Below are 26203 nucleotides of genomic sequence, written 5' to 3' on the forward strand. Positions count from 1 at the left end.
ACATTTATATTTTACATAATTCACGTGACATTTTCACGCCCATTTCTAAAAATGTTAATAAATAGTAATATTGTTCTATTGCATGATCTTCGGTAAGAAGATGATCAACCCAATCATAACCGAAATCGCGGCGTAAACGCAAACAGCGCCTGCCGCAGCGTCCTTCGCTCTCTCTGCAAGCGGGTGCCTTTCTTCTGTCATCAGATCCACTGTATGTTCAATGGCTGTATTGACAAGTTCAAGCGCAAACATCCCCCCGCAAAGAAGAAGAACGATCAGCCATTCAAATGGGTCAATGCGGAACCAAAAGCCGCAGATCACCACGATGATGGCTGCGACTGTGTGAAATCGAAAATTCCGTTCATTCAAGAAAGTTCGCCATATTCCTCTAAATGCATAGTAAAAACTCCGAAAAAAACGGGCGAGCGGCCTTCTTTTCTTACGATGATCTCGAAAGGCCATAATCATCCAAAATTTTTGTCTGTTTGGCGAACATTTCTTTTTCATCTTCCTCTGTCATATGATCGTACCCGAGCAAATGGAGGAAGCCATGAATCGTTAAGAATCCAAGCTCTCTCATAAAGGAATGTCCATATTCCTCTGCCTGCTCTTTCGTTCGATCCACACTAATGATAATGTCACCAAGTACAGGCGGGATATCATCCGCTCCTATGATTTCAATCTCCCCTTCTCCTTCTTCCTCAAGTGCAAAGGAGATCACATCCGTTGGTGCGTCTTTTCCGCGGTATTCTTTATTGATTTGATGAATCTCTTCATTCGAAACGATCGTCACTGATACTTCCGCTTGATCCTTGACCTCAAGTTCGTCTGCAGCAAACTGAAGAAGCTTTTCCACTTCTTCAAGCTGCTCTTTTGATACTTGTCCTGTTTCATCTATTAAATCGATTAACAATGTCATTTACTTCACCTTCTGCTTCGGGGCATCTGGATATTCAATCCGAGAATGGAAAATCCCCTTTAATGTTGTACAAATCGTTTGGCTGATAATATTTAATTCTTTAAATGTGAGGTCACATTCACTAAATTGCCCGTCCTGCATTTTATCTGAAATAATGCCTTTGACAAGCTTTTCAATCCGCTCTGGATTTGGATTATGCATCGAACGAACCGCCGCTTCAACGCTGTCAGCCACAGAAATAATCGCTGCTTCTTTTGATTGCGGCTTTGGACCAGGGTAACGGAATTCTTCTTCTGTCACCTGATCATCACGCTCTTTCGCCTTATAGTAAAAGAACTTTAAAAGAGACTTCCCGTGATGCTGTTCGGCAATGTCGACAAGTTCTTCAGGAAACTTCTTTTCTCTCAGCATATCAGCGCCATCTGTCGTATGGGCAATAATAATATTTTTACTCAGCTGAGGAGAAAGCTTGTCATGCGGATTATCAATGTTCATTTGGTTTTCGATAAAGTACTGCGGTCTTTTCGTTTTCCCAATGTCATGATAATAAGCACCGACCCTTGCTAAAAGACCATTTGCGCCGACTGCTTCACATGCAGCATCCGCTAAATTCGCCACCATGACACTATGATGATATGTACCTGGTGTCTCGGTTAAAATCTTTTTGAGCAGCGGATGATTTGGATTGGATAATTCAATCAGTTTCATTGTGGAAAGAATACCAAACATGCTCTCAAAAACAGGCATTAACCCAATGACCAAGATAGATGATGCAAACCCTGAAACAATCGCCATCATGAGGTTCACACCGATTTCAAGCCCTGATGGTGAAGAGTTTTGGATGAGTGTAATGGATAAAACCACAAGTACATTCACCAAAGCAACCAAAAGCCCAGCCTGCAATATTTTTGATCTTGCATTATGTTTTCTTAAAAATAAAATACCCGCCATCCCGCTCATCAGATAATAAGCGCAGATCACATAGTTAAAGACGCCGGTTACTCCTTGATTAAACATCATACTGCCGCAAAGAGCAAATACAAGACCGGAGAAGATCGCCAGCCGCTCATTAATAAGCAGCTTGATCAGCATCGTGCCAAGTGCCACTGGCACGACATAGCCTATCGTCGTATACTTCGTTTCCTGGAAGAGGCTGAACACTTCCATGATAATTAATATAATCGTGAAAATAAGCGAGTAAAGCAGTAACGACTTATTCTTATGGACAAGCGATTTTTTCCTCGATTCAAGGGAATGAACAATCGCTGCTAAGAAAAGTCCAATTAATATGAGAAGACCACTTACAGGCTTAAATAAATTTGAGCTGTTTAACAGACCCGTGAGTTCTAATTTGCGATAAACTTCCCGGTCAATGAGCTCTCCTTCTTCAACTAAGATTTGCCCCTGCTTAATTTGCACAGGCTGAATATTGTCAGCCGCTTCCTGTCTTTTCTTCTCTGTTGCCACTGGGTCAAATACATAGTTTGGAATGATCGCAAATTCACCGATTTCTTTCGCCGCATTTAAGTATTTTGATGGAATCGAATTGTTTTTAAGCTCTGTTTTGACTTGTTTTTTCTCATCTTGTAATTTCGCTGCTGTGATTTCTTTACTCATCAGTGAATTCACCACTGTGATGATGGAATCCTTAGTAAATGAGAGATTTTCATCACTTGCTTGGAGCAGTGCTTTGATGGATTGATCCGAAACAGCCTCCTGCATATCTGTTGTGAGCTTTTCTTTGACACGCTTGACCATTTCTTGATCTGATGGCGCGTTCTCTTTATCATCAGCTGCTTTCTTCTCTTCTTTAATGGCTTCAAAGAGGGATGAGATGAGGTCTACGCGATTATCAGAATACGCTTTTTTGAGCGTATATTGATCTTCTACCTGATCTGTTGCTTCTTGTTTCTTTTCTTCTGTCGCTTCTTGATCATCAACGGTTGACGGAGAATAGATGGTCTGTTCGCTCACTGAAAATAAATCTAAGTCGAGCGATTCAGGCTTTACATGGAAGAAGAGCACCACGAATAAAATGGTTGCTAAACCAGCGTACAGCAAAACATTTAAATAACGTGAGCGCTCCATTTTCTGAGGTTCTTTTTTAGACAGTAGTCTTTTGCGCTTACTGCCTTTTTGATTCTTTCTCAAGGAAAGTACCTCCTTTTTTACTTTAAACCACGATCGAAACAAAATGACCCGATGAAGACGATCGGGTCACTCAGTTCATTTTTGCTTTTCGTATGCGCCAATGATCTTCGCCACAAGCGGGTGTCTGACCACATCTGTCTGGTCTAATTCAATAAATGAGATGCCCCTGATCTCTGCAAGCATGTCCTTTGCAGCTGCAAGACCTGACTGCATGCCCTTTGGCAGATCAATCTGTGTAATATCTCCTGTAATGACCATTTTAGAGCCAAACCCAAGTCTCGTCAAAAACATTTTCATTTGGGCAGGTGTTGTATTCTGCGCTTCATCTAAAATCACAAATGCATCATCAAGCGTCCGGCCTCTCATATAGGCAAGGGGCGCTATTTCAATCACGCCGCGCTCGATTAGTCGTTCCGTATGATCACTGCCAAGCACATCATGCAGGGCATCATATAGTGGTCTTAAATAAGGATCTACTTTTTCCTTTAGATCGCCTGGTAAAAAGCCAAGACTCTCTCCTGCTTCAACAGCTGGTCTTGTCAGGATTATCCGTTTCACATGTCCATTTTTCAGCGAATGGACCGCATTGACGACTGCCAAATACGTCTTCCCTGTACCAGCAGGTCCAATTCCAAAGACCAGGTCATCTTTTTTCATCGCCGCAGCATATTCACGCTGGCCGATTGTTTTCACCCTGATCGACTTTCCTTTGGCATTTTTCGTAATTTCATCTTCATACATATTTTCAAAATAATTCAGCTTGTTTTTTTGCGCCATTTTAATGGCATAGACGACATCCCGTTCAGATATCTCAATTCCTTTACGGATGAGATGTAAAAGAGATGTGATCAAACGGCTTACTGTATCTCTCGATGCTTCCTCACCAGAAACATACACTTTTTCTCCACGCGTAATAATGGAGACGTTCAGCTCGTTTTCCATTAGTTTCAGATAAGCATCTTGATTGCCAAATAAAGCAATCGCTTCGTTTGGGCTATCCAATTTTTGTTGAATCTCAAGTAAATGTTCTGTCATTCTCTAGTCTCCCTGAACAATAGGTGTTGGTTGAACAATATCTTCTATTACTTGGTAAAGGATGATTAACTTAACTTTACCATTCCCTGTTGTCTCGTGCAAAACTTTTTCACTTTTCACCTCTCCTGTTTGACCTAGCTTCTCTTCTAATTCTTTTTTACCCATTTTAATCCCTGCTTGAACCGCTTCTTTATTTGTGTATTCGCGATTTATTTTCTCACTTTCGCGTGTAATTTCCTTTTCATAAGAGAATGGGAGCTGCATGTTTAAGAAATGAAGCGGATGAACTTCTGTTTCTGTTTTTGGCTGCTTAAAATCATCCTTTTTAAAAGAAAAGCCCCAAAATGGCAGTGAGCCTCCAAATGCGGAGAGCTTGTGCTTTGTCTTCATTTTACCCGTAAAAACGTCAAAAGATGTTCGAAGAGGGACAGAAACTTCTGAACGATACCATGTTTCACCATAGATTTTCGCTTTGGCTCCTACCGTTTTTTGCTGATCTTCGCTGCCAATGAGTCCAGAGACAAGCATCTGTCCTTTCTTTACATGTTCATCAACCGCGGCAAGCGGCTCCCCTTTTTCTACATACATTCTCGTGATGACAGCCTTTTTCTTGGCGACGATATGCTGAGGACTCGTGTATTTTTCTTTTTCAGGTTCATTTTTTTCCACAACTTTCATTTGAAAGGTTGTTCCGTTTAGTTCTACGCCGACCCATGTGATGCTTTGAATATTGGTTGTCAGGGATTTTTGAATTTTTTCAGGTGTTCCCATTAGAAATTGAAAACGTCCTTTTTGCACCCCAATGTCGTCTAAATGCTTTCTCATTTGATGTTCAGTTTCTGGATTGGCTCCTTTAATATCGATTTTCCATACCATGTTTGAAAGCGCCAATATCGTCACTAGAAAGCATACAATCCCAAGGGTAAATCCGATATTCTTCCTTGACCATAGGAGTAGAAATGGAAAGCCCTTTTTTTGATGAAATGAACATGTCACGTCATGATGTCTGCGTACCTTTCTGAAGGCATGTACATCTGATAAGCGAATAAATAAGCGCACGCTGTCTTGACGGCGGCTCACTTGAAACATTGTGATCCCCTGCCTCGTGCACTCATTAATGAGCCGCTCAATGCCATTTCCTTTGATCTCCACTTCCACTCTGCCAATAAAATAGGCGAACCATTTATTCTTCACGCTTCTCCCCTCCGTCAGTTAAGAATCAATATAACGGACCTCATCGATTTTCCCTTCCAATAAAATCTCTTCTGGCAAAATCGTTTTAATCACAAAATCTTTCCCTGAAATAATGCATTGTCCCTGTTTGAGCATCAGCCTTACCTCTTGATCACTGAAAAGCAAAAGCCCTTTATGGTTCTCTATGTAAATGTGGAGTCTGCCAACCATCGTAATACGGGGAAGATCCATCATCACGTCTGGAGGGATTTCAAGTGTTCTTGTCAGCCATGCTTTAAGTCGATTTTTTCTTTTTCCCATTCAATAAGAACCCCTTCCCACCTCATGTGTATGAGATCAAACTGAAAGATGGTGAGACTGATGAGAAAGCCTCTATATCATCCTATTCCTCAGGGGTTCATATCATGCTAATGAATCCTGTAAAACAGCTGTTTCAGCATTTTCTTTAAGAAAAAATGTCATCAGGCAAAAAAAGCCCCCTTTTTCATAAAGGGGGCTTTCTTCTTTATCTTTTATATGGCCGTTTCATCGTTCTGTGCGGCTTTTTCGCGCGCGGCTCTCCAAATACTTCTCCAAGGATCATTCCTTGAACAATTGTATCTTGGTTCAGCTTCTCAATGAATTTTGGCCTCATTTCAGCAGATGCAGCCTTTGGCCTTGTCAGCTCTCTTTCAAGCGATTGGAACTCTTTGTTCAGCTCGTTTTTTCTTTCTTCCATTTCGGCAAGTGTAGCCGTATAGCGATCTTGTAAGGACGGAGAAGTTTTTTTCTTCATCCCGCCATGATCATGTACATCACCGAAATCGTCCAGCTGATCCGTCACGACTGGATCTGGACTTGTTTGCTTTGTTTGCTTTTGGGGCACCTGCTTACGCTGAGGAGCGGGCTTCTTTTGCTGATTCTGCTCTTCGTTCTCCTCTTGTTTGCCGATCTTCCCAAAGACGGCAGAGATGATACCGATGATAATCGCAATTAGTAGCGGATTTTCAAATAGAATGTCCAATGGGCTCCCTCCTTAAAGCGTGAGAGGATGCTTATTTGTTTTCATTATCAGATGGACCTTTTGTCATTTTGCCAAATGAATCTCTCATATCCGTATCAGCATCGATATTCTTAATGTTCATGTAGTCCATGACACCAATATTGCCTTCACGTAATGCTTCAGCCATTGCAAGTGGTACTTCAGCCTCTGCTTCTACGACTTTCGCGCGCATTTCTTCAACTTTCGCACGCATCTCTTGTTCTTGTGCAACAGCCATTGCGCGGCGTTCTTCTGCTTTCGCCTGTGCAATGTTTTTGTCTGCTTCTGCTTGGTCTGTTTGCAGGATCGCCCCGATGTTCTTACCGATATCAACATCTGCGATATCAATCGAGAGAATTTCAAATGCAGTACCTGAATCTAATCCTTTACCAAGAACCGTTTGAGAAATCATATCAGGGTTCTCAAGAACCTTTTTATGATTATCTGATGAACCGATTGTAGAGACAATCCCTTCACCTACACGGGCAATAATTGTTTCTTCCCCTGCACCACCGACAAGTCGGTCGATGTTTGCACGAACTGTAATACGTGCTTTTGCTTTGACTTCAATCCCGTCCATCGCAACACCAGAGATAAATGGTGTTTCAATGACTTTAGGGTTTACACTCATTTGAACTGCTTCAAGTACATCACGGCCTGCTAGGTCGATGGCTGCACAGCGAGCAAAGTTCAATTCGATATTGGCGCGTTGAGCTGCAATTAATGCGTTCACAACTCGGTCCACGTTACCACCTGCAAGATAGTGGCTCTCCAGCTGGTTAATCGTCACATCAAGACCTGCTTTATGTGCTTTGATGAGCGGGTTGACCACTCGGTTTGGAATCACTCGGCGCAGTCTCATTCCTACAAGTGTAAAAATGCTCACTTTTACGCCAGCCGCTAGGGCAGAAATCCACAGCATCACCGGTACAAAGGTGAAAAAGATCGATAGAACAATCAAACCTGCTGCGATAATCACAAATAATAGTAAAGTAGATGGATCCATTTTATTCCTCCTCTAAAATCAGTATATCTATACTTTCCTCACGACAATGCGTGAGCCTTCCGCTTTCACAATTTTTACTTGTTCATCTTTATCGATAAATGCACCTTCTGACACAACATCAATGCGCTCATCTCCAAGTACGATCGTACCAGATGGACGAAGTGCAGTGGCTGTCACTGCGATTTGTCCAACAAGATCCTCTCTTGTTTCATTTGAGACATAACCGCTTTCTTTATTGGTTGAATCGGTTAAAATGAACTTTTTAAAGAATTTCATACGTTTCCCCAACACCTTTGTCAATAAAATAACTGCTATGGTTGAAACAGCAGTGGCAATCAAGATGGAAATCGCCATTTCTGTAAAGCTTCCAGCTGCTAAAAATAAGCTGACAACGACACAGATCAGTCCAATGACACCTACGATTCCCCCTGGCAAAAACAATTCCAGAATGATGAGTGCAATCCCTGCTAAAAACAGGAACAACGTCTCATATCCTGCAAAACCTGCCACGAGATGACCATAAAAGAATAGAAGAAGCGCTGTCACTCCCATGGTGCCCGGGACCCCAAAGCCAGGAGAATAGAGCTCAACAACTAACCCTAAGCTTGCAATGGATAAAAGGATTGGAATGACAATTGGGTGCGTAAGAAAACGCGCAACCTTTTCAGCAAAGCTCACTTCATCGTATTGAACAGAAGCGTCTTGTAATTTCAGCTTCTGAAGCAAGTCATCCATATTTTTTGCTTCCCCTTCTGCATACCCGAATTGAAGCGCCCGGTCTGTGTTGAAGGTGAGCAATTCTCCTTTTGGTGCACCGGCTTCTTTTGCGTCTATATCTACATCCGCCATGGCAAGAGCATACTTTGGATCACGCCCCTGCTTTTCGGCAGCATCACTCATTTCAGCAAGCCATAGAGATTCAGATTTTTGATCGGCAGCATTGCCTTCTCCATCAATGATCGCAGCAGCCCCCATTTTTCCATTCGGGGTCATATAAATTTGATCGGCATTTAGCGCGATGAAGGCCCCGGCTGAAAGCGCTCTATGATTGACAAATGCTGTCACTGGGATATCGGAAGCACGAATCGTATCTGCGATCTCAAGCGCTGCATCAACTGCACCACCCGGTGTATTGATGTCGAGAATAATATGCTTCGCCCGTTCCGACTTTGCCTGCTCAAACGATCGTTCAATGAATTTAGAAAGTCCTTTTTCTACTGTATCTTCAATTGGGATAACATGTACTTTCTGATCTGCTGATTTCGCGGTCAATTGAACCCCTAATAACAAGCATATTATAAAACAACTGAAGAGAGCAATAGAAATTTTTATTTTTTTCATCTATTTGGTGATCCCTCCTCTCTTTCTTCCATTTTACTGTTCCTTTACATACGTTACAAATGTATCATAGGTTTCATTTTTATATGACAGAATCACGAGGGCATAAAAAAAGTACCCTTCTAACAATAGAAGGATACTTTTTTATTGAGACAGCTGCTCGCTGACAAGTCTGTTAATGACAGCTCCATCAGCTTTACCTTTTACTTTTGGCATAATAGCGCTCATGACTTTACCCATGTCAGCCTTCGAGGAAGCACCTGTTTCAGTAATCGTTTCTTTCACGATCGTTTGCAGTTCTTCTTCAGAAAGCTGTTCAGGTAAATAAACGTCTAATATGTCAATCTCTTTTTGAACTTTATCTACTAAATCTAAGCGATTAGCTTTCGAAAATTCATGGAGGGAGTCTTTACGTTGCTTAATCTCGCGGGAAAGGACGGTTAGTTCCTCATCGCCGGTCAAACTGTCTTTCTTAAGCTTAATTGCTTCATTTTGCAGCGAAGCCTTTACCATACGAATGACAACAAGCTTGTCTTTCTCACGGTTTTTCATCATAAGCTTCATATCAGAATTTAATTGCTCAAGAAGACTCATAAAATCCACCCTCTTTAGAATTTACGTTTTCTAGCAGCTTCAGACTTTTTCTTACGCTTTACGCTAGGCTTTTCATAAAATTCACGCTTTCTTGCTTCTTGCAATGTTCCAGTTTTGGATACACTGCGTTTAAAGCGACGAAGAGCATCTTCAAGCGATTCGTTTTTTCTAACGACCGTTTTTGACATTCTCTTTCCCTCCCTCCGAATACACCAATCGACTGCATTAAAAAAAGATATACATGCAAAACATGTACCTAGACATTATAATATAAGCCCAGTGTGAGGTCAACTAAGTGATTTGGAAATATATTTTCGTCATGAGCAGGTAGACAAGTCCATATATTCATTGGTAAGAGGAGGACTTTTCTATGATGGCGATCATTTATTTTTGTGCACTTATTTTCATTTTTTTATGGTCAATGGGTTTGCTGAGAAAAGGATTAATGGCGCTTGCGTCGTCTCGTATTGAGAAATCACTTCTTCTCTTTACAGATCACCCGTTAAAAGCATTCTTGGTCAGCATTGTGTTTACAGGGGTTCTACAAAGCAGTTCTGCTTTTATGGTCATCGTCATCGGCTTTGTCAGTACTGGCATTCTCTCTTTTAAAAAATCGATCCCAATGATTCTTGGAACCAATATCGGCTCCACGTTTACGACAGAATTTATCGCCATTAAAATGGACGTATTCATGTGGGTTTTGATCATAGCCGGTCTTGTATTTATCCTTTTTGGCAGGACATCTTTTAGACATGCAGGAAAAAGTTTATTTGGGCTCGGGATGATCTTTTTTTGCATACAAGGCTTTTCAAAAATTGCAGGGATGATGACAAGCCAGCCTGAGACATTGCGTTTTCTTGAAATGATGCAGCATTCAGACTGGACAGCGCTGCTTTCGGGTACCATTTTCACAGCAATTGTTCATTCGAGCTCAGTCTGTATCGGTATTTTAATGGGATTTATGAATGAAGGAACTGTGGCACTTCAGGAAGGCATCAGCTTTGTGTTGGGGTCCAATATTGGGACATGTATTACGGCTGTGATGGCTGCGATATCCGGCGGCTACGCAGCACGTCAAACGGCTTATGCACACGTCGTGTTTAATGTGCTTGGGGTTCTTTTATGCCTGCCGTTTCTCGCCCTGATCACAGAGGTTGTCGCCCTTCTCGCAAGCTCTCCTGCCCAGCAGATTGCGCATTTCAGCCTGCTGTTTAATGTGGCAAGCTCTCTCCTCTTCTTTCCGTTCATTCGCCCTTTTCACGCATTGATCTTGTGTCTCATGCCGAATCAGTCAAAATAAAAGAAACCGGCTTGCCCTTTTGGCTGCCGGTTTTTTTATCTATTATGAGGTCATTCTCACTTTGTCTGGCTGCACATCATCGCTGATGCGAACGAATTGTCCTTCGTTATAAGGATAGCCCGCTTTCGTAATTTTCACTTTGACCAGACGGCCGATCATGTCCTCTGTCCCTTCAAAAACAACCTTCATGTAGTTATCGGTATAACCAACATAAAGATTGTGGTTTCCTTCTTGTTCTTTGAAGGATTCTTCCGGAATAATCTCTAGCACATCACCTTCGTAGGCTGATGCGTACTCTTTCGCAAGCTGGTCAGAAAGAGCGATCAAACGGTGGACACGTTCGTTTTTCACATTCTCATCCACTTGATCTCCCATTCTTGCAGCAGGGGTACCTGTACGTTTGCTGTAAGGGAAGACGTGCAGCTCAGAGAATTGATGATCTTTGACAAAATTGTACGTTTCCAAGAACTCTTCTTCTGTTTCCCCAGGGAATCCAACGATTACATCAGAGGTGACAGCAAGTCCCGGCAATGCTTTTTTCAGCTTTGTTAAACGCTCTGCAAAGAATTCCATCGTATATTTACGGCGCATTCTTTTCAGCACAGTATTTGAGCCAGATTGAAGCGGGATGTGTAAGTGTCTGACAATTTTATCTGACTGATCAAGCACTTCAATCACTTCATCTGTAATTTGACTTGCTTCAATAGATGAAATACGGATTCGTTTTAAGCCAATAACACGTTCATCTAATTCTCTCAGAAGCTTTGCAAAGTTATAATCCTTTAAGTCTTCTCCGTATCCGCCTGTGTGAATACCTGTCAGCACAATTTCTTTATAGCCCGCATCAACAAGCTGCTGCGCTTGATTGATGACCTCTTCTGGATCACGAGAACGAAGAAGTCCGCGCGCCCAAGGAATAATGCAGAATGTACAGAAATTGTTACAGCCTTCTTGGATTTTTAATGAAGCGCGCGTTCTGTCTGTGAAGGCAGGAACATCAAGTTCTTCAAACACACGTGCTTTCATGATATTGCCAACCCCGTTGATCGGCTGTCTTTCTCTGCGGTATTCTTCAATATAGCCTAGTAATTTATGTCTGTCCTGTGTTCCAACCACAATATCAACACCAGGAATCGCCATGATTTCTGCTGGTGATGTTTGCGCATAGCAGCCTGTTACACAAATGACACCATCCGGGTTATGGCGAATGGCTCTTCTAATGACTTGGCGGCTTTTCTTATCGCCTGTATTCGTGACCGTACATGTATTAATGACATATACGTCTGCTTTTGATTCATACTCTTTTCTTTCATAGCCAGCTTCTTTAAACAGCTGCCAGATCGCCTCTGTCTCATAGTGGTTGACCTTACAGCCAAGTGTATGGAACGCTACTGTTCCCATCATGATTCACCTCTTAATAACTCTGTTTGATAAGATATAGCGGAAAGCGCATATAAAGGAGCAGTTTCTGTTCTTAAAATGCGTGGTCCAAGCCCGCAAATGACTGCACCAAGCGTTTCAAGCTCTTCAATCTCCTTTTCTGCCAAACCGCCTTCAGGGCCAAAAACCACTAGCAAGGTTTGTCCGCCTTTCATCTGTTGAAGCACAGTTTGAAAGCGGCTTTGCTCTCCTTCTTTCGATGATTCTTCGTATGCAACGACACATTTATCGAATTCACCAGCTAATTGCGTCAGCTCTTTAAACGTTGATACTGAATAAACACGGGGAATGATATTCCGGTAGGACTGCTCGGCTGCTTCTTTCGCGATTTTCTCCCAGCGCTCTCGTTTTTTATGGGATTTTTTTTGGTCAAGCTTTGTAATAGAACGAGCCGCTTGAAACGGAATAAAAGCACTTGCGCCAAGCTCTGTGCCTTTTTTGATAATGAGCTCAAGCTTATCTCCTTTTGGAAGACCGCTTGCAATCGTCACCCTAATCGGAAGTTCTCTGTCTTGATTTGTCCAGCTTTCAAGGTGACAAATCACTTCTTCCTTTGTTATTGTATCAATTTTACTGAGCGCTTCAAAGCCGTCTGTCGTTAAACAAAGGATTTCCTGCCCTGCTTTCATCCGCATGACATTGGAAAGATGATGTACATCTTCACCTTTTATAACGATGGCTCCCTTTAACGTCACTTCTTCTTTCGTGAGGTCGATAAAATATCGTTGCATACGTGTCCTGACACCTACTCGCTTTATTTTTTCGCTATAATGCTGACCCAATCTTCCATTGACAGCACTTCAACAATGTCAAAACCCGCCTCTTCTAATGCTGTTTTGACCTGTAATTTCTTTTGTCCAATGATGCCTGATGTAATGAAATAGCCATCTTTCTTCAATAGGTCATAGGCTTGATCTGTAAAGCGCAAAATCACTTCTGCCAGAATGTTGGCGACAATCACATCACGCTCACCTGAAATTCCATCAAGCAAATTGTTTTGTTTGACCGTCACTTGGTCACTTACACCATTTAATTCGATGTTTTGCTTCGCACTTTCTACCGCAACGGTGTCGAGATCAAAGGCTTGAATGTCCTTTGCACCAAGCATCGCTGCTGCCACACTTAGAATTCCAGAGCCTGTTCCAACATCAATCACCGTATCGTTTTCCTTCACGTAGCGCTCAAGCGCCTGAATGCAAAGGACGGTTGTTGGATGCGTACCTGTTCCAAATGCCATTCCAGGATCCATTTCAATAATCAGTTCATCAGAATGAACCGGTGTATATTCTTCCCACGTGGGAACGATGGTGAATTTTTCAGAGATTTTCACAGGATGATAGTATTTCTTCCAGGCGGTGGCCCATTCTTCTTCATTTACTTCACAAATTGACAGTGTATTGCGTCCAAGGTCAATATCGTATAGAAGAAGGTTGTTGATGGCTTCTTTGATCTCATCTACCGTTTCCATCAAAAAGCTGTTCATTGGAAGATAGGCTTTCACAATGACACCTTCATCTGGATAGTCATTCGGATCGAGCTGGTAGATCTCACCGTATACATTTTCACGTTCCTTGACTAAATCAAGCGGGTCCTCAATCACGACACCACTTGCACCTGCTTCATGCAAAATATTGGTGATCGGTTCCACCGCTTCATTTGTTGTATGGACGCTAATTTCTGACCACTTCAATACTACCAACTCCTTATCCGTCTTACTCGCCTTTAAATGCGCGTTTTACCTTGTCGAAAAAGCTCATTTCTTGTTCGTCTGGTTTATTTCCGCTCACTTCAGCAAATTTTCTAATGATATCTTTTTGATTGTCTGTTAAATTTGTCGGTGTGACGACACGTACAACGATATGCTGATCACCTTGGCCGTAGCCGCGTACATTTTTCACACCTTTTCCTTTGAGTCTAAACTTCGTGCCAGTTTGAGTGCCAGCAGGAACTTTTAATTTTACTTTTCCGTGTAATGTCGGCACTTCAATTTCGTCACCTAATGCAGCCTGCGCAAAGGTAAGCGGCATCTCGCAGTAAATGTCATCTCCATCACGTTCGAAGAATTCATGCGCACGCACATGGAAGACAACGAATAGATCGCCTGGAGGTCCTCCATTTACGCCTGGTTCACCTTGCCCAGACACTCTGAGCTGCTGACCATCATCAACACCTGCAGGGATCGTCACGTTAATTTTCTTACGCTTACGCACTTTGCCAGAGCCGCCGCATGTTGAACATTTATGATCAATTTGTTTCCCTGTTCCGCTGCAGTAGTTACATACTCTGCGGTTGACCACTTTACCAAACGGAGTGGATTGCTCAACATTTAATTGACCAGAACCGCCGCAATGTGAACAGGTTTTTGCCTGCGTACCAGGCTTTGCACCTGATCCATGACATGTCTCGCAAGATTCTTCACGAGGGATTTCAATGGTTGCTTCTTTTCCAAATGCCGCTTCTTCAAACGAAAGCGTCATTGTATATTGCAGGTCCGCTCCTTGGCGCGGTGCATTTGGATCTCTTCTTCTGGCTCCGCCGCCAAAAATACTAGAGAAGATGTCATCAAAGCCGCCGAAGCCGCCAAAGTCTCCTCCTCCGCCAAAACCGCCGCCACCAAAGCCTTGGTTTGGATCGGTATGACCGAACTGGTCATAATGCGAACGTTTTTGATCATCAGAAAGGGTTTCATAGGCTTCTTTTACTTCTTTGAATTTCTCATCTGAGCCAGCTTCTTTATTAATATCAGGGTGATACTTTTTTGAAAGCTTGCGGTATGCCTTTTTGATTTCGTCCTTTGAGGCGCTCTTACTTACGCCAAGCACTTCATAGTAATCACGCTTACTCATCTCTTCACACTCCCGATTTTCTCACATAAATACGATTGTATCATTTTGATTTAACCTTTTTCAATTCCTTTCATCGTTGAAAAGAAAAAAAGTCAAAGCCAAGAGATCCTGACTTTGACTTTCTGACGAGTACGTTTCAGCAGTCTTTTTCAAAAGTAAAGGTGATTATTTTTTCTCTTGATCGTCGTTTACTTCTTCGTATTCTGCATCCACTACATTGTCATCTGCTTTTTGAGCACCTTCAGCGCCTTCTTGCTGAGCTTGTGCTTGTTTTGCAGCTTCTTCATAGAGCTTTGTCGTTAATTCTTGAACGATTGTTTGCAGCTCATCTTTTTTCGCTTTGATGTCTTCAAACTCGCCTTTTTCGATCGCAGCTTTTAGCGCATCTTTCGCGTCATTTGCTTTTTTCACTTGCTCTTCATCGATTTTGCCTTCTAGATCTTTTAATGTTTTTTCAGTTGTAAACACTAATTGATCTGCTTCGTTGCGCACTTCGATTTCTTCTTTTTTCTTCGCATCTGCTTCAGCATTTTCTTCTGCTTCTTTGACCATTTTTTCGATCTCATCATCAGAAAGACCTGAAGAAGATTTGATTGTGATGTTTTGCTCTTTGCCTGTACCCATATCTTTCGCACGTACGTTGACAATACCGTTTTTATCGATATCAAAAGATACTTCGATTTGCGGTACGCCGCGTGGTGCCGGCGGGATATCAGTCAATTGGAAGCGGCCTAATGTTTTGTTATCTGCAGCCATTGGGCGCTCACCTTGCAGGACATGGATATCTACAGCTGTTTGGTTGTCAGCAGCTGTTGAGAATACTTGAGATTTACTTGTTGGAATTGTTGTATTGCGTTCAATCAGCTTCGTGAATACGCCGCCCATTGTTTCAATTCCTAAAGAAAGTGGTGTTACGTCAAGAAGAACAACGTCTTTGACATCCCCTGTGATCACTCCACCTTGGATGGCTGCACCAAGTGCAACTACTTCATCAGGGTTTACACCTTTATGAGGCTCTTTGCCTGTTTCTTTTTTGATTGCTTCTTGTACTGCAGGAATACGAGTTGATCCACCAACAAGGATGACTTTATCAATCTCACTAGCAGATAAACCAGCATCTTTCAGTGATTGACGTACAGGTGTCATTGTACGCTCTACAAGATCTGCAGAAAGCTCTTCAAATTTAGCACGCGTTAACGTTAATTCAAGGTGAAGAGGACCTGCTTCTCCAGCTGTGATAAATGGCAGTGAGATTTGTGTAGAAGATACACCAGAAAGATCTTTTTTCGCTTTTTCAGCAGCATCTTTTAAACGCTGAAGCGCCATTTTATCTTTAGAAAGATCAATGCCATTTTCTTTTTTGAATTCAGCCACTAGGTGATCAATGATGACTTGGTCAAAATCGTCTCCACCTAGACGGTTGTCCCCAGCAGTTGAGCGCACTTCAAAGACGCCGTCTCCAAGCTCAAGGATCGATACGTCAAATGTACCGCCGCCAAGGTCGTATACAAGAATCGTTTGATCTTCTTCTGTTTTATCTAAACCATATGCAAGTGCAGCTGCTGTTGGTTCGTTGATGATACGTTCTACTTCAAGACCAGCAATTTTACCAGCATCTTTCGTTGCTTGACGTTCTGCATCGTTGAAGTAAGCAGGAACTGTGATAACAGCTTTTGTTACTTCTTCGCCAAGATAGCCTTCAGCGTATGATTTAAGATGCTGAAGAATAATCGCAGAGATTTCCTGCGGCGTGTAGTTCTTGCCTTCAACTTCTACTTTATAATCAGTACCCATATGTCTTTTAACAGACATGATCGTGTTCGGGTTTGTAATTGATTGACGTTTTGCTACTTCACCCACTTGGCGCTCTCCGTTTTTAAAAGCGACAACAGATGGTGTTGTACGTGCTCCTTCAGCGTTAGCAATGACTTTTGGCTCGCCGCCTTCAAGTACTGCAACACATGAGTTTGTTGTTCCTAAGTCAATCCCAATGATTTTACTCATATTCGATGACCTCCCATTATGTAGTTATTGATTTACTTTTACCATTGATGGACGAATAACTCGGTCTTTGAGTTTATAGCCCTTTTGCAATTCTTCTACAACGATATTTGAATCGTAGTTTTCATCTTCAACTTGCATGACGGCTTGATGAAGGTTTGGATCGAACTCTTTGCCGACAGCTTCAATTGGTTCTACGCCTTCATTTTTCAACGCTTCTACCAGCTGGCGGTAAACCATTTGCATTCCTTCTAACAAACTTTTCGTCTGCTCATTGTCTGGATCAATTCCAAGCGCTCTTTCAAAGTTATCAAGAGCTGGGAGAAGATCACTGACAACATGTTGAGAACGATATTTTTGCACGGTCTCCACTTCAGTTCGAGCACGGCGTTTATAGTTTTCAAAATCTGCTTGAACACGCAGAATTTTGTTTTCTTTTTCATCTAGAAGCTGCTGCAATTCATCGATTTTTTCTTGGAAGGCAGACTGTTCATCATTTGTTACTTCCTCAGTATCTGCTTGAACTGCTTCTTCTTGTGCTTCAACCTCTGCTTCTTGCTCAGGTGTCTGTTTTTCTTCTGACATTGTGTTCACCTCCCTCAAAAGATTCAAAAATACGAAGGGGCTGTGCCCCTATCTTTTATCACCCTACTCATCATACAAATTGGAAAGTGCGTTTGACAAGTCTTTTGATACATGATGCAAGAGACTGACAACCCGCCCATAATCCATACGGGTTGGACCAATGACGGCAATGGAGCCGAGTGATTTTTGATCAATCGAATAAGTAGCTGTGATTAGGCTACAGTTCTCCATCGCTTCCAAATTGTTTTCTGAACCGATTTTAATGGTGATTCCTTGCTGATTTGGATGAAACAGCTGCATGACATCATTCTTTTGCTCAATAAGCATCATGAGTGAGCGGATGCGGTCAATGTCATGAAACTCCGGCTGATTCAACATATTAATCTTCCCGCCAAAGAAAAGTTTTGATTCATTTTGAGTCGATGTAAATGTATTGCCGAGCGCATCTAAAATATGATCATAATCTTTTAAATGCGTACGAAGAAGCATCACAACTTCTTTATACATTCTGTCCTTCAGCTGATCCATCGGGACTCCGGCTAGGCGGCTGTTTAAAATATTCATCAGCTTCTCAATATCGGAGACATCGAGATGCTCAGAGAAGGTAATGGTTTTGTTTTCAACATGTCCGCTGTCTGTAATCATGATCGCCACTGCTTTGTTTGGCTGAACAGGGACAAGCTGAATTTGCTTTAATCGATTTTCACTTAGCTTTGGACCAAGCACAATCGATGTATAGTTTGTGAGATCTGATAAAATTTCCGCCGATTTTTGAACTGTCTTTTCCAGCTCAAAAATTTTCTCCTGAAAGGCCGACTGGATGAGCACAAGCTCTTTAGACGACAGTTTTCGCGGAGAGAGCAAATGATCTACATAATAACGATATCCTTTTTCGGAAGGAATTCTTCCTGATGAAGAATGGGTCTTTTCAATAAAACCAAGTTCCTCCAAATCAGCCATTTCGTTTCTAATCGTCGCAGAGCTGAATGTAATGTCTTCTTTTTTAGAAAGAGTCCTTGATCCAACTGGCTGCGCCGAACGAATAAAGTCATTAATGATGACTTGCAGAATCAAAAGCTGACGATTTGTTAACATCATCATCACCCCTGTTAGCACTCTCTTTCAACGAGTGCTAATTGTATAAACAAAATTACCAAACTCAAATTAAAATGTCAATTATAACTCACCGAGAAACGCTTGAAATACTTCATTGCCTAACAATTTTCCTTTTCTTGTTAAACGTATCCCCATGTCATCTTTTACAATGAGGCCTTTTTCTTCTAAATCTTCAAGAACAGTGGAAAAAAGTGCTTCTGGTGCAGCACCATATTTTGCTTGGAAATCAGCGCTTTTCACCCCTTCGATTTTTCGAAGACCTAAAAACATTTCTTCTTCTATTTGCTCTGCTTTTGTGACCTGATGTGTTTCCTTATACGGGAACCCAGTTTGGTCAATCAGCTCCAAATAATGTTTCACCGGCCCTGCGTTCACATTTCGGATGCCATCTACATACCCGTGTGCGCCTGCACCAAAACCAAAGTAATCTTCATTGCTCCAATAAGTCAGGTTATGCTGGCTTTCAAAGCCAGGTTTGGCGTAATTGCTAATTTCGTACTGCTTTAATCCATGGCGCTCCATTTCATCCATCACAAGCTCATACATTTCAGCCTCACGTTCTTGCGGCGGTAAATGAAGTTTTCCTTTTTGCATTAAGTTGTAAAAAACGGTTTTCGGCTCGACGATGAGTGAGTAAACCGAATAATGCTCTGCCCCCAGCGAGAAAGCCGTCTCAAGTGAATTCATCACATGATGCTTTTCTTGATGCGGCAAGCCAAACATGAGATCAAGGCTAATATTGTCAAATCCAACCGCTCTAGCTCGCTCAAAGGATGTAAGGACATCCTTCTTTTGATGAACTCGTCCAATTTTCTTGAGCAAATCGTCTTCAAAAGTTTGAACGCCAAAGCTAAGCCGATTCACGCCGGCTGCTTTAAGCACATGCAGTTTCTCAAGCGATAATTCGTCTGGGTTTGCTTCTACTGCAAATTCAATCAGGTTTTTTGTCGGCTTTAGTACGCGGTGAATGCTGTTCATGAGCTGGTCTAGCTGGCTGACAGTCAGTGATGTCGGGGTTCCCCCGCCAATAAAAATCGTCTTTAGTTCCTGCTCGCCTTTTTGCTCAATCGTGTGCTGCATCTCTGTCTCAAGAGCGGCTAAGTATTCGTCGACTGGCTGCGTTTTGATGAAAAATTTATTGAAATCACAATAGTGGCAAATATGCTCACAAAATGGAATGTGAATGTATGCTGCTTTCATTTGATGACACCTTCTTTACAGGTAAAGAGCCGCAGTTTATCGCTGCGGCGTCTTTGTTTGTTATCGACTATAAACGTCAAGGCAGACATTGTAAAGCAGGTAGCCTTGAGGATGTTATTTTTTTGGTGTGCTGTCGTCCATCTTCAGCACAGCCATAAATGCTTCTTGCGGGACTTCAACAGAGCCCACTTGCTTCATGCGCTTTTTCCCTTCTTTTTGCTTCTCAAGAAGCTTTCTTTTCCGGGAAATGTCTCCACCATAACATTTAGCAAGTACGTTTTTACGCATCGCTTTAATGGTGGAACGAGCAACGATTTTTTGACCGATTGCTGCTTGAACCGGTACTTCAAAGTGCTGGCGTGGAATCAATTCTTTTAGCTTTTCTACGATGATCTTGCCTCGTTCATATGCATAATCGCGGTGAACAATAAAGGAAAGGGCATCGATTTTTTCGCCATTCAGCATGATATCCATCTTCACCAGCGTCGAAGGACGATAGCCAATCAGCTCATAATCAAAGGACGCATAGCCTTTTGTGTTGGACTTTAGCTGATCAAAGAATTCGTATACGATCTCTGCCAAAGGAATTTCGTACACAATGCTCACGCGGTTCGCATCAAGATACTGCATATCAATGAAATTCCCGCGTTTTCCTTGGCAAAGCTCCATCACAGAGCCTACATAGTCATTCGGCACCATCATTGTGGCTTTTACATACGGTTCTTCAATTCGCTCAATCTTTTGCGGATCAGGCAGATTTGATGGGTTATCTACGACGATTTTTTCTCCATCTGTCATATACACATCATAAATAACACTTGGCGCTGTCGTAATCAGATCAATTTTAAATTCACGTTCAATCCGTTCTTGGATGATTTCCATATGAAGCATTCCAAGGAAGCCGCAGCGGAAACCGAAGCCAAGTGCTTGGGATGTCTCCGCCTCATATTGAAGTGAAGAATCATTTAATTCAAGCTTTTCTAACGCTTCACGTAAGTCGTTGTATTTCGCTGTATCAATTGGATAAAGTCCGCAGTATACCATTGGGTTTAGCTTTCTGTATCCTGGAAGTGCGTCTTTCGCAGGGTTTTCCGCGCTTGTGATCGTATCCCCTACTCGTGTATCACCGACATTTTTAATTGCAGCGGTTAAGTAGCCAACATCTCCAACGGTGAGTTCGTCTGTTGGCATGGCTTTTGGTGTGAAAACGCCCACTTCTAGTACTTCAAATTCTTTCCCCGTCGCCATCATTTTAATTTTCTGACCAGGTTTGACGGTTCCTTCGACAATTCGTATGTACGCAATAACGCCGCGATACGCATCGTAAAGAGAATCAAAAATAAGGGCTTGAAGTGGTGCTTCTGGATCTCCAGCGGGAGCCGGCACCTTTTCAACGATTTGTTCTAAAATATCCTCGATTCCAATACCCGCCTTAGCAGAGGTGAGAACAGCTTCAGACGCATCTAACCCGATGACATCTTCAATTTCTTCTCTTACACGCTCAGGCTCTGCACTTGGCAGATCGATTTTGTTGATAATCGGAAGAATTTCTAAGTTGTTATCAAGAGCTAAATAAACGTTCGCAAGTGTCTGTGCTTCAATTCCTTGTGCTGCATCTACTACGAGAATCGCACCCTCACAGGCAGCTAGGCTTCGAGATACCTCATAGGTGAAGTCGACATGCCCTGGTGTATCAATCAGGTGCATGATATATTCTTCTCCATCCTTCGCCTTATACTTCAGCTGGACAGAGTTTAATTTAATCGTTATGCCGCGTTCACGCTCTAAATCCATGGAATCAAGCAATTGTTCTTTCATTTCTCGCTGCGTAATCGCCGCTGTTTTTTCCAAAATACGGTCCGCCAATGTGGATTTCCCATGGTCAATATGGGCGATAATGGAGAAATTTCGAATTCTTGATTGCCGCTCTAATCGTTTTTCTTTATCTGTCACAATCTATCACTCCTACTATAAAACGCGGGTTGCGCTAGGTTAGATTATATCAATAGGGCTGTAAAGATTCAATCGAAATCAAGAAAAGCCGCTTATTGGTCAGCGGCTTTGATCAAAAGGGTGATATCTCATGAAATTCGTTTATTTCCCATTCACCCAATCATAAAGAGAACGGGCTGCATGTGTCATGCCATCAGACAGGGCTTTTCCTGCCTTGGAAAAGGCATTAAAGCCCTCTATTTCCTCCAGCTGTTTTTGTTTTTCGGCAAGATCCTTTTCTGTAACAGCCGTTCCTAAGATAGAAGCTTCCTTCTCTTCATTGTCGTTCATTTGAATGGAGAAAGCTCCTTTTAATTGCGGATCATGGTAGCCCTTCATTTGCAGCATGCCATTATTCGCTTGCTGCATTCCTAAAAAGACACCAAACAGCAAGACCAATCCTAAAATAATGGTTTTTCCAATAAATGAGCCCATATCCGTCACCACCTTAAGAGCGTTTTTTCTCATCCTTTGCTTTGCCGTCAACCTTTTCCGCGTCCCAGAAAATATCGCTGAATACATCAGCTGCCGCATTGGATGCATTTCTCAATTCTTCCATATTATTATCTACTCCACCAAATTCTAAAAGAAGGGCTTTGTCGGATAAATCTTGATTATAGATTCCATTATCGCCAATTTCTCCTTTGGCAAACACACCGACACTAAGACCTTTATATTTTTTCTCCATCAAATGGTGGAACTCTGTCGCAAGCTTTAAGTTTTTCTCATAGCTTTGATTCTTCTTCCCAACAACAAACGCAATTCTCGCATATTTCTTCCCTTTGATTTCGACAGTCGTATCTTTCTTTCTTCTTGAGTCCCGGTGAATATCAATTAAATAATCGAGGTCATCATTTTTCGCTAAGGCTTCTTTCACGACCAATCTTGATTCATTATAAGACTGCGGATACTTTAATCCTTTTTTTAACAGTCTTTTTTCAATTTCCGTTTTGTCGACTGTATTGCCGATTCCTTGCTGATCAAGCGCCTTTCCAAACATGTCGCCGACAAGGGTGACATTCACTTTTGAGTGCCGTGCATTATTTGGATTCGTTTCTCCTTTTAAAAATGGTAAATATGATTCCGTATTATGTGTGTGATAAATGTACACAGCTTTTCGTTTTCCTGTTGACCGGTCCGGTTCTTTGGCAGGCTTTTTCGGCGTATCATCATCGAGCTTGTCCAGCTCAGCCAAATTTGCTTCTTTTTCATCTTGGATTACTTCACTAGGCGGCGGTGATTCCATTGGCATATTGGTATAATCTGTTCCTTCACCCGCTAAGATGATTTTTGTATCAAAATGTTCAAATCCTGGGAGCTCTCTTCCTAGGAAACTGCGCGGGTCTTCTAAATTAATACTGGTTGCAAGCTTCAGTGACAGCCCAGAGAAATGAAATCCTTTTTGAGCTTCTGGAACTGCTGAGGCGAAATATTGGTTTTCCATGCCCATTAATGTGGCAAAAAATGCGCCAGAGAGCTCATCTGCTACACCATATAACGAGGCTTGCGGCCTCAGCTCGGGTTTTAAAGAGGTCAAAGCCCCTGTCATCACAAACACCACAACAAGAGAGGCAATAAATAAGAAGATGCTTTTGACTACTTTCGTTCCATTAATCGCAACGACCAACTGTCGAGGACGGCGGGGTCTTTTTTTCATGATTTACTCCCTCCAGCACGCTTTCTAGTAATTACACTATGAGCGAGCTAGAGAAAGTAGAACCGATTAATGATTATATGAACCCATGTTATCTTGAGTGATTTTTTGATGAAGCGCTGTGTTTAATCCGTTGGCAAGTACGTTTGCCATATCATCAATGAATGTATCGACTTCCTTAGGCGTGACCATTAAATTTTGCCCCAGGGGCGCAAGCACTTCGTGGATCAGCTGCCTTTTTTCTTCTTCAGGAAGGGTTCCTACGATGCCTAAGAATGATTGACGCGTTTCTTCATCTGGCAAGTCCTCTTCGTTAAGCACTTTTTTCTTCCCGAATGTCAAACCAGCTGGCACAAGAGAGCGGGATGGTCTATCATCTTTTAGTTCTCTACCAAAATGCTTTAAGACATAATCAATTGTGTCACTTGCAATGGTTACTGCATCCACCACTGTCGGAACGCCAATCGCAATCACTGGAATTCCCAATGTTTCTTCGCTTAATTCTTTTCGCTTATTCCCTACACCAGAACCGGGATGGATACCTGTATCAGAAATTTGAATGGTTGTATTCACTCGTTCCACCGCACGAGCAGCAAGGGCATCGACCGCGATGACAAAATCAGGCTTAGACCGCTCGATCACGCCTTGGATAATGTCACTTGTTTCAATACCGGTCAGTCCCATCACACCAGGTGACAAAGAAGAAACCGGGCGATAGCCTTCCTGAACATTTTCCGGCTGCAATTCAAAGAGATGGCGGGTTACAAGCAGGTTTTCAACTGTGAGAGGACCTAGTGCATCTGGCGTGACATTCCAGTTTCCCAGCCCTACTACAAGGCAGCTCGCATCAGCCTGAATGCCTCGGTCTTTTAAAAACTGAGCAAAATGACGTGCAAAGACTTCGACGACTTTTTCTTGCATCTCAGAGTCTTTCTCCCGAATGCCTTGTGCCTCAAACGTCAAGTATGTCCCTGCCTTTTTGCCGGTCAGCTCCTCCCCTTCTTTCGTGATTTCCACAGTACGTATGCGGATGCCCTGCTCTTCTTTTTCCTTTTCGACAATCCCTTGGATCCCGTCCTTTTTGACGACATTCGGATTGTTCTCTTGTTCTAGTATCTCTTTTGTTTCAACAGCGAGGTCTGTCCGGATTTGATAAACGCTTAAATCGAGTTTCTGTTTCTCCATAAAAAGACTCCTTCCACCAAGTAATTAACAGTAGTCTTTCCATCTCTTGAAAGAAACATTCGAGTACGTCATCAATGAAAAATACTTTACATTTATATTGCATTCTAAAGGTGTGTTTGATAGAATACAATTTGTTCTATTGTGAAGATTTAACCTTAAGACAATTGTGTTTAGGTTGTATCTTAGGAGGTGAAACACATGCCAAATATTAAATCAGCGATCAAACGTACAAAAACGAATAACGAACGCCGTGCACATAACGTAACAATCAAGTCTGCGATGCGTACTGCGATTAAACAAGTTGAAGTTTCTGTAGCTAACAACGATGCTGAGCAAGCAAAAGCTGCTCTTGCTTCTGCTGCAAAACGCATTGACAAAGCCGTTAAAACTGGTCTTGTACACAAAAACGCAGCTGCGCGTTACAAATCAAGACTTGCTAAACAAGTAAACGGACTTTCTGCATAATGCTTGCAACGCCTCAGTGATGAGGCACCTGTTTAACTGTACGTCCGTCCTGACCGGCCGAGCCTTAAGGACAGACTGGCAATTATACATCTAAACAAAAACGACCCTCTTTTTAGAAGGTCGTTTTTTTATGTTCAAGCGCCTAACAAACGAAGCAGGAACAATTCTAACAGCAGCTGCTTGTCCTTTTTACCGGTTTTCATTTCATAATCAATCGTTGAAAGCTCTTTGACGATCTGCTTGAGCTCTTCTTCTGAAAACAGTCGTGCCTGATCCATCGCAAGTTTGACCCGAAACGGATGGACTTTTAGATTTGAAGCAATTTGTTTTTGTCCATAGCCTTGCTGAGCGAAGTACTTCGTCTGCAAAATCAATCGAAATTGAGTTGAAATGAGTGCTAATATTTTAATGGGTTCCTCATTTTGCTTCAGCAGGTCATAAAACATCTGCATGGCCTCAGAGCGGCGCCTGTTTACGATTTGATTAATCAGCTCGAAAATATTTTGCTCTAAGCTTCTTGCAACGAGCTGATTGACATCTGCTAACTCAATTTCTTCCCGCTCTCCAATATATGTACTTAGCTTCCGAACCTCTTGGAATAGAGAGGAGAGACTTCCGCCGCATAGCATCACAAGCTGCTCAGCCGCTTCGGATGTAATCGTCTTTCCTTCTGTCTTCACCAGTGTGATGGTGAAATCAGTTGTTTCTTTTGGGTTTAACTCTTTCGCCTCAACGACAGCAGCTTTCTTTTTTAGCAATTTGGTGATTTTCTTACGCTCATCCAGCTTTTCATATGGTGCCAATAACACGAGAATGGTATAGGGCGCTGGCTTTTCTAAATAAGCTTCTAACACAGAAAGCTCATGCTCAATCTTTTCCTTTTTCTTTTCAGCTGTAAGAAAATAAGGATTCTTGATCACGACGAGACGTCGTTCTCCCATAAACGGAAATGTTTCTGCATCCGTCACAGCCTGTTCAAGCGGCACTTCTTCCATATCGAAGACGGAGTAATTAAAATCCTTCGTTTCTTCCTCTACTACAGCTTGTCTCAATTTAGCAGCGGTTTCTTGCAGTAAATATGTTTCTTTCCCATATAAGCAATAAACGGGATGGATATCCCCTCGTTTTAAATTGTTCCATACATCAAAGACCATCAATTGA

26 protein-coding genes are annotated in these 26203 nt (G+C 42.2%); 2 read left to right on the forward strand and 24 right to left on the reverse strand.

Features of this window, described 5'->3' with window-relative positions; translation table 11 throughout:
• Window positions 1-75 precede the first annotated feature (75 nt).
• From NSQ25_RS11675 to rpsU, 11 genes are all read right to left on the reverse strand, one after another.
• On the reverse strand, window positions 76-462 hold the full coding sequence (locus tag NSQ25_RS11675) for a diacylglycerol kinase family protein (RefSeq protein WP_024423020.1): 387 nt from the start codon (window positions 460-462) through the stop codon (window positions 76-78).
• Complete coding sequence (ybeY, locus tag NSQ25_RS11680) at window positions 440-919, reverse strand: rRNA maturation RNase YbeY (protein ID WP_024423021.1); 480 nt, start codon at window positions 917-919, stop codon at window positions 440-442. The genes NSQ25_RS11675 and ybeY overlap by 23 nt, the downstream gene beginning before the upstream one ends.
• On the reverse strand, window positions 920-3007 hold the full coding sequence (locus NSQ25_RS11685; protein ID WP_326136655.1) for an HD family phosphohydrolase: 2088 nt from the start codon (window positions 3005-3007) through the stop codon (window positions 920-922). It lies immediately after the preceding gene.
• Window positions 3008-3145: 138 nt separating this feature from the next.
• On the reverse strand, window positions 3146-4105 hold the full coding sequence (locus NSQ25_RS11690; protein ID WP_046311804.1) for a PhoH family protein: 960 nt from the start codon (window positions 4103-4105) through the stop codon (window positions 3146-3148).
• A gap of 3 nt (window positions 4106-4108) precedes the next feature.
• Complete coding sequence (gene yqfD, locus NSQ25_RS11695; RefSeq protein ID WP_041118008.1) at window positions 4109-5299, reverse strand: sporulation protein YqfD; 1191 nt, start codon at window positions 5297-5299, stop codon at window positions 4109-4111.
• Window positions 5300-5317: 18 nt separating this feature from the next.
• Complete coding sequence (gene yqfC / locus NSQ25_RS11700; protein WP_012010618.1) at window positions 5318-5599, reverse strand: sporulation protein YqfC; 282 nt, start codon at window positions 5597-5599, stop codon at window positions 5318-5320.
• 205 nt (window positions 5600-5804) lie between these two features.
• Window positions 5805-6302, reverse strand: coding sequence for a hypothetical protein (locus NSQ25_RS11705; RefSeq protein ID WP_070326493.1), 498 nt, complete (start codon window positions 6300-6302; stop codon window positions 5805-5807).
• Between the two features lie 31 nt (window positions 6303-6333).
• Window positions 6334-7326, reverse strand: coding sequence for a flotillin-like protein FloA (floA, locus tag NSQ25_RS11710; protein ID WP_024423026.1), 993 nt, complete (start codon window positions 7324-7326; stop codon window positions 6334-6336).
• Window positions 7327-7353: 27 nt separating this feature from the next.
• Entirely contained in the window at window positions 7354-8667 is a 1314-nt protein-coding gene (locus NSQ25_RS11715) for a nodulation protein NfeD (protein ID WP_034280117.1), read from the reverse strand.
• 141 nt (window positions 8668-8808) lie between these two features.
• Window positions 8809-9258: a GatB/YqeY domain-containing protein gene (locus NSQ25_RS11720; RefSeq protein WP_024423028.1), complete on the reverse strand. Its 450-nt coding sequence runs from the start codon at window positions 9256-9258 to the stop codon at window positions 8809-8811.
• 14 nt (window positions 9259-9272) lie between these two features.
• Window positions 9273-9446: a 30S ribosomal protein S21 gene (gene rpsU / locus NSQ25_RS11725; RefSeq protein WP_003152957.1), complete on the reverse strand. Its 174-nt coding sequence runs from the start codon at window positions 9444-9446 to the stop codon at window positions 9273-9275.
• Between the two features lie 182 nt (window positions 9447-9628).
• Between rpsU and NSQ25_RS11730 the strand changes: the two genes are divergently transcribed.
• Entirely contained in the window at window positions 9629-10558 is a 930-nt protein-coding gene (locus NSQ25_RS11730; RefSeq protein ID WP_305933710.1) for a Na/Pi symporter, read from the forward strand.
• A gap of 42 nt (window positions 10559-10600) precedes the next feature.
• Here the strand turns inward: NSQ25_RS11730 and mtaB are convergent, their stop codons facing one another.
• The 12 genes from mtaB to gpr all read right to left on the reverse strand — a co-directional run bounded on the left by mtaB (window position 10601) and on the right by gpr (window position 24577).
• Window positions 10601-11959 (reverse strand): tRNA (N(6)-L-threonylcarbamoyladenosine(37)-C(2))-methylthiotransferase MtaB, encoded by a 1359-nt coding sequence (mtaB, locus tag NSQ25_RS11735; RefSeq protein ID WP_326136654.1) that lies wholly within the window; start codon window positions 11957-11959, stop codon window positions 10601-10603.
• Complete coding sequence (locus tag NSQ25_RS11740; RefSeq protein WP_326136231.1) at window positions 11959-12729, reverse strand: 16S rRNA (uracil(1498)-N(3))-methyltransferase; 771 nt, start codon at window positions 12727-12729, stop codon at window positions 11959-11961. The genes mtaB and NSQ25_RS11740 overlap by 1 nt, the downstream gene beginning before the upstream one ends.
• Window positions 12730-12752: 23 nt before the next feature.
• Window positions 12753-13688 carry a 50S ribosomal protein L11 methyltransferase gene (gene prmA, locus NSQ25_RS11745; RefSeq protein ID WP_024423032.1) on the reverse strand — a complete coding sequence of 312 codons (936 nt, stop codon included), beginning with the start codon at window positions 13686-13688 and terminating at the stop codon, window positions 12753-12755.
• 22 nt (window positions 13689-13710) lie between these two features.
• The gene (gene dnaJ / locus NSQ25_RS11750) at window positions 13711-14844 is read right to left on the reverse strand and encodes a molecular chaperone DnaJ (protein ID WP_024427952.1); all 1134 of its coding nucleotides are present in this window, start codon (window positions 14842-14844) and stop codon (window positions 13711-13713) included.
• Window positions 14845-15009: 165 nt separating this feature from the next.
• A complete protein-coding gene (gene dnaK / locus NSQ25_RS11755; RefSeq protein ID WP_041086261.1) occupies window positions 15010-16848 on the reverse strand; it encodes a molecular chaperone DnaK in 1839 nt (612 codons plus the stop codon).
• Between the two features lie 24 nt (window positions 16849-16872).
• Window positions 16873-17430, reverse strand: coding sequence for a nucleotide exchange factor GrpE (gene grpE / locus NSQ25_RS11760; RefSeq protein WP_024423035.1), 558 nt, complete (start codon window positions 17428-17430; stop codon window positions 16873-16875).
• Between the two features lie 63 nt (window positions 17431-17493).
• Window positions 17494-18525: a heat-inducible transcriptional repressor HrcA gene (hrcA, locus tag NSQ25_RS11765; protein ID WP_003217350.1), complete on the reverse strand. Its 1032-nt coding sequence runs from the start codon at window positions 18523-18525 to the stop codon at window positions 17494-17496.
• 81 nt (window positions 18526-18606) lie between these two features.
• Window positions 18607-19746: a radical SAM family heme chaperone HemW gene (gene hemW, locus NSQ25_RS11770; protein ID WP_075623535.1), complete on the reverse strand. Its 1140-nt coding sequence runs from the start codon at window positions 19744-19746 to the stop codon at window positions 18607-18609.
• 114 nt (window positions 19747-19860) lie between these two features.
• Complete coding sequence (gene lepA / locus NSQ25_RS11775) at window positions 19861-21699, reverse strand: translation elongation factor 4 (RefSeq protein WP_326136229.1); 1839 nt, start codon at window positions 21697-21699, stop codon at window positions 19861-19863.
• 141 nt (window positions 21700-21840) lie between these two features.
• Entirely contained in the window at window positions 21841-22173 is a 333-nt protein-coding gene (locus tag NSQ25_RS11780) for a YqxA family protein (RefSeq protein ID WP_024423039.1), read from the reverse strand.
• Window positions 22174-22186: 13 nt separating this feature from the next.
• Entirely contained in the window at window positions 22187-23395 is a 1209-nt protein-coding gene (locus tag NSQ25_RS11785; RefSeq protein WP_120208229.1) for a stage II sporulation protein P, read from the reverse strand.
• Window positions 23396-23461: 66 nt separating this feature from the next.
• Window positions 23462-24577, reverse strand: coding sequence for a GPR endopeptidase (gpr, locus tag NSQ25_RS11790; RefSeq protein ID WP_326136228.1), 1116 nt, complete (start codon window positions 24575-24577; stop codon window positions 23462-23464).
• A 198-nt stretch (window positions 24578-24775) separates the two neighbouring features.
• On the opposite strand from gpr, the gene rpsT reads away from it, so the two are divergent.
• Window positions 24776-25042 carry a 30S ribosomal protein S20 gene (rpsT, locus tag NSQ25_RS11795; protein WP_024423042.1) on the forward strand — a complete coding sequence of 89 codons (267 nt, stop codon included), beginning with the start codon at window positions 24776-24778 and terminating at the stop codon, window positions 25040-25042.
• Window positions 25043-25176: 134 nt separating this feature from the next.
• Here rpsT and holA read toward each other — a convergent pair whose 3' ends face one another.
• Window positions 25177-26196: a DNA polymerase III subunit delta gene (gene holA, locus NSQ25_RS11800; RefSeq protein WP_034280095.1), complete on the reverse strand. Its 1020-nt coding sequence runs from the start codon at window positions 26194-26196 to the stop codon at window positions 25177-25179.
• Window positions 26197-26203: the final 7 nt, after the last annotated feature.

It is taken from the genome of Bacillus sp. FSL R5-0512, assembly GCF_038593295.1.
Lineage (GTDB): Bacteria > Bacillota > Bacilli > Bacillales > Bacillaceae > Bacillus > Bacillus safensis.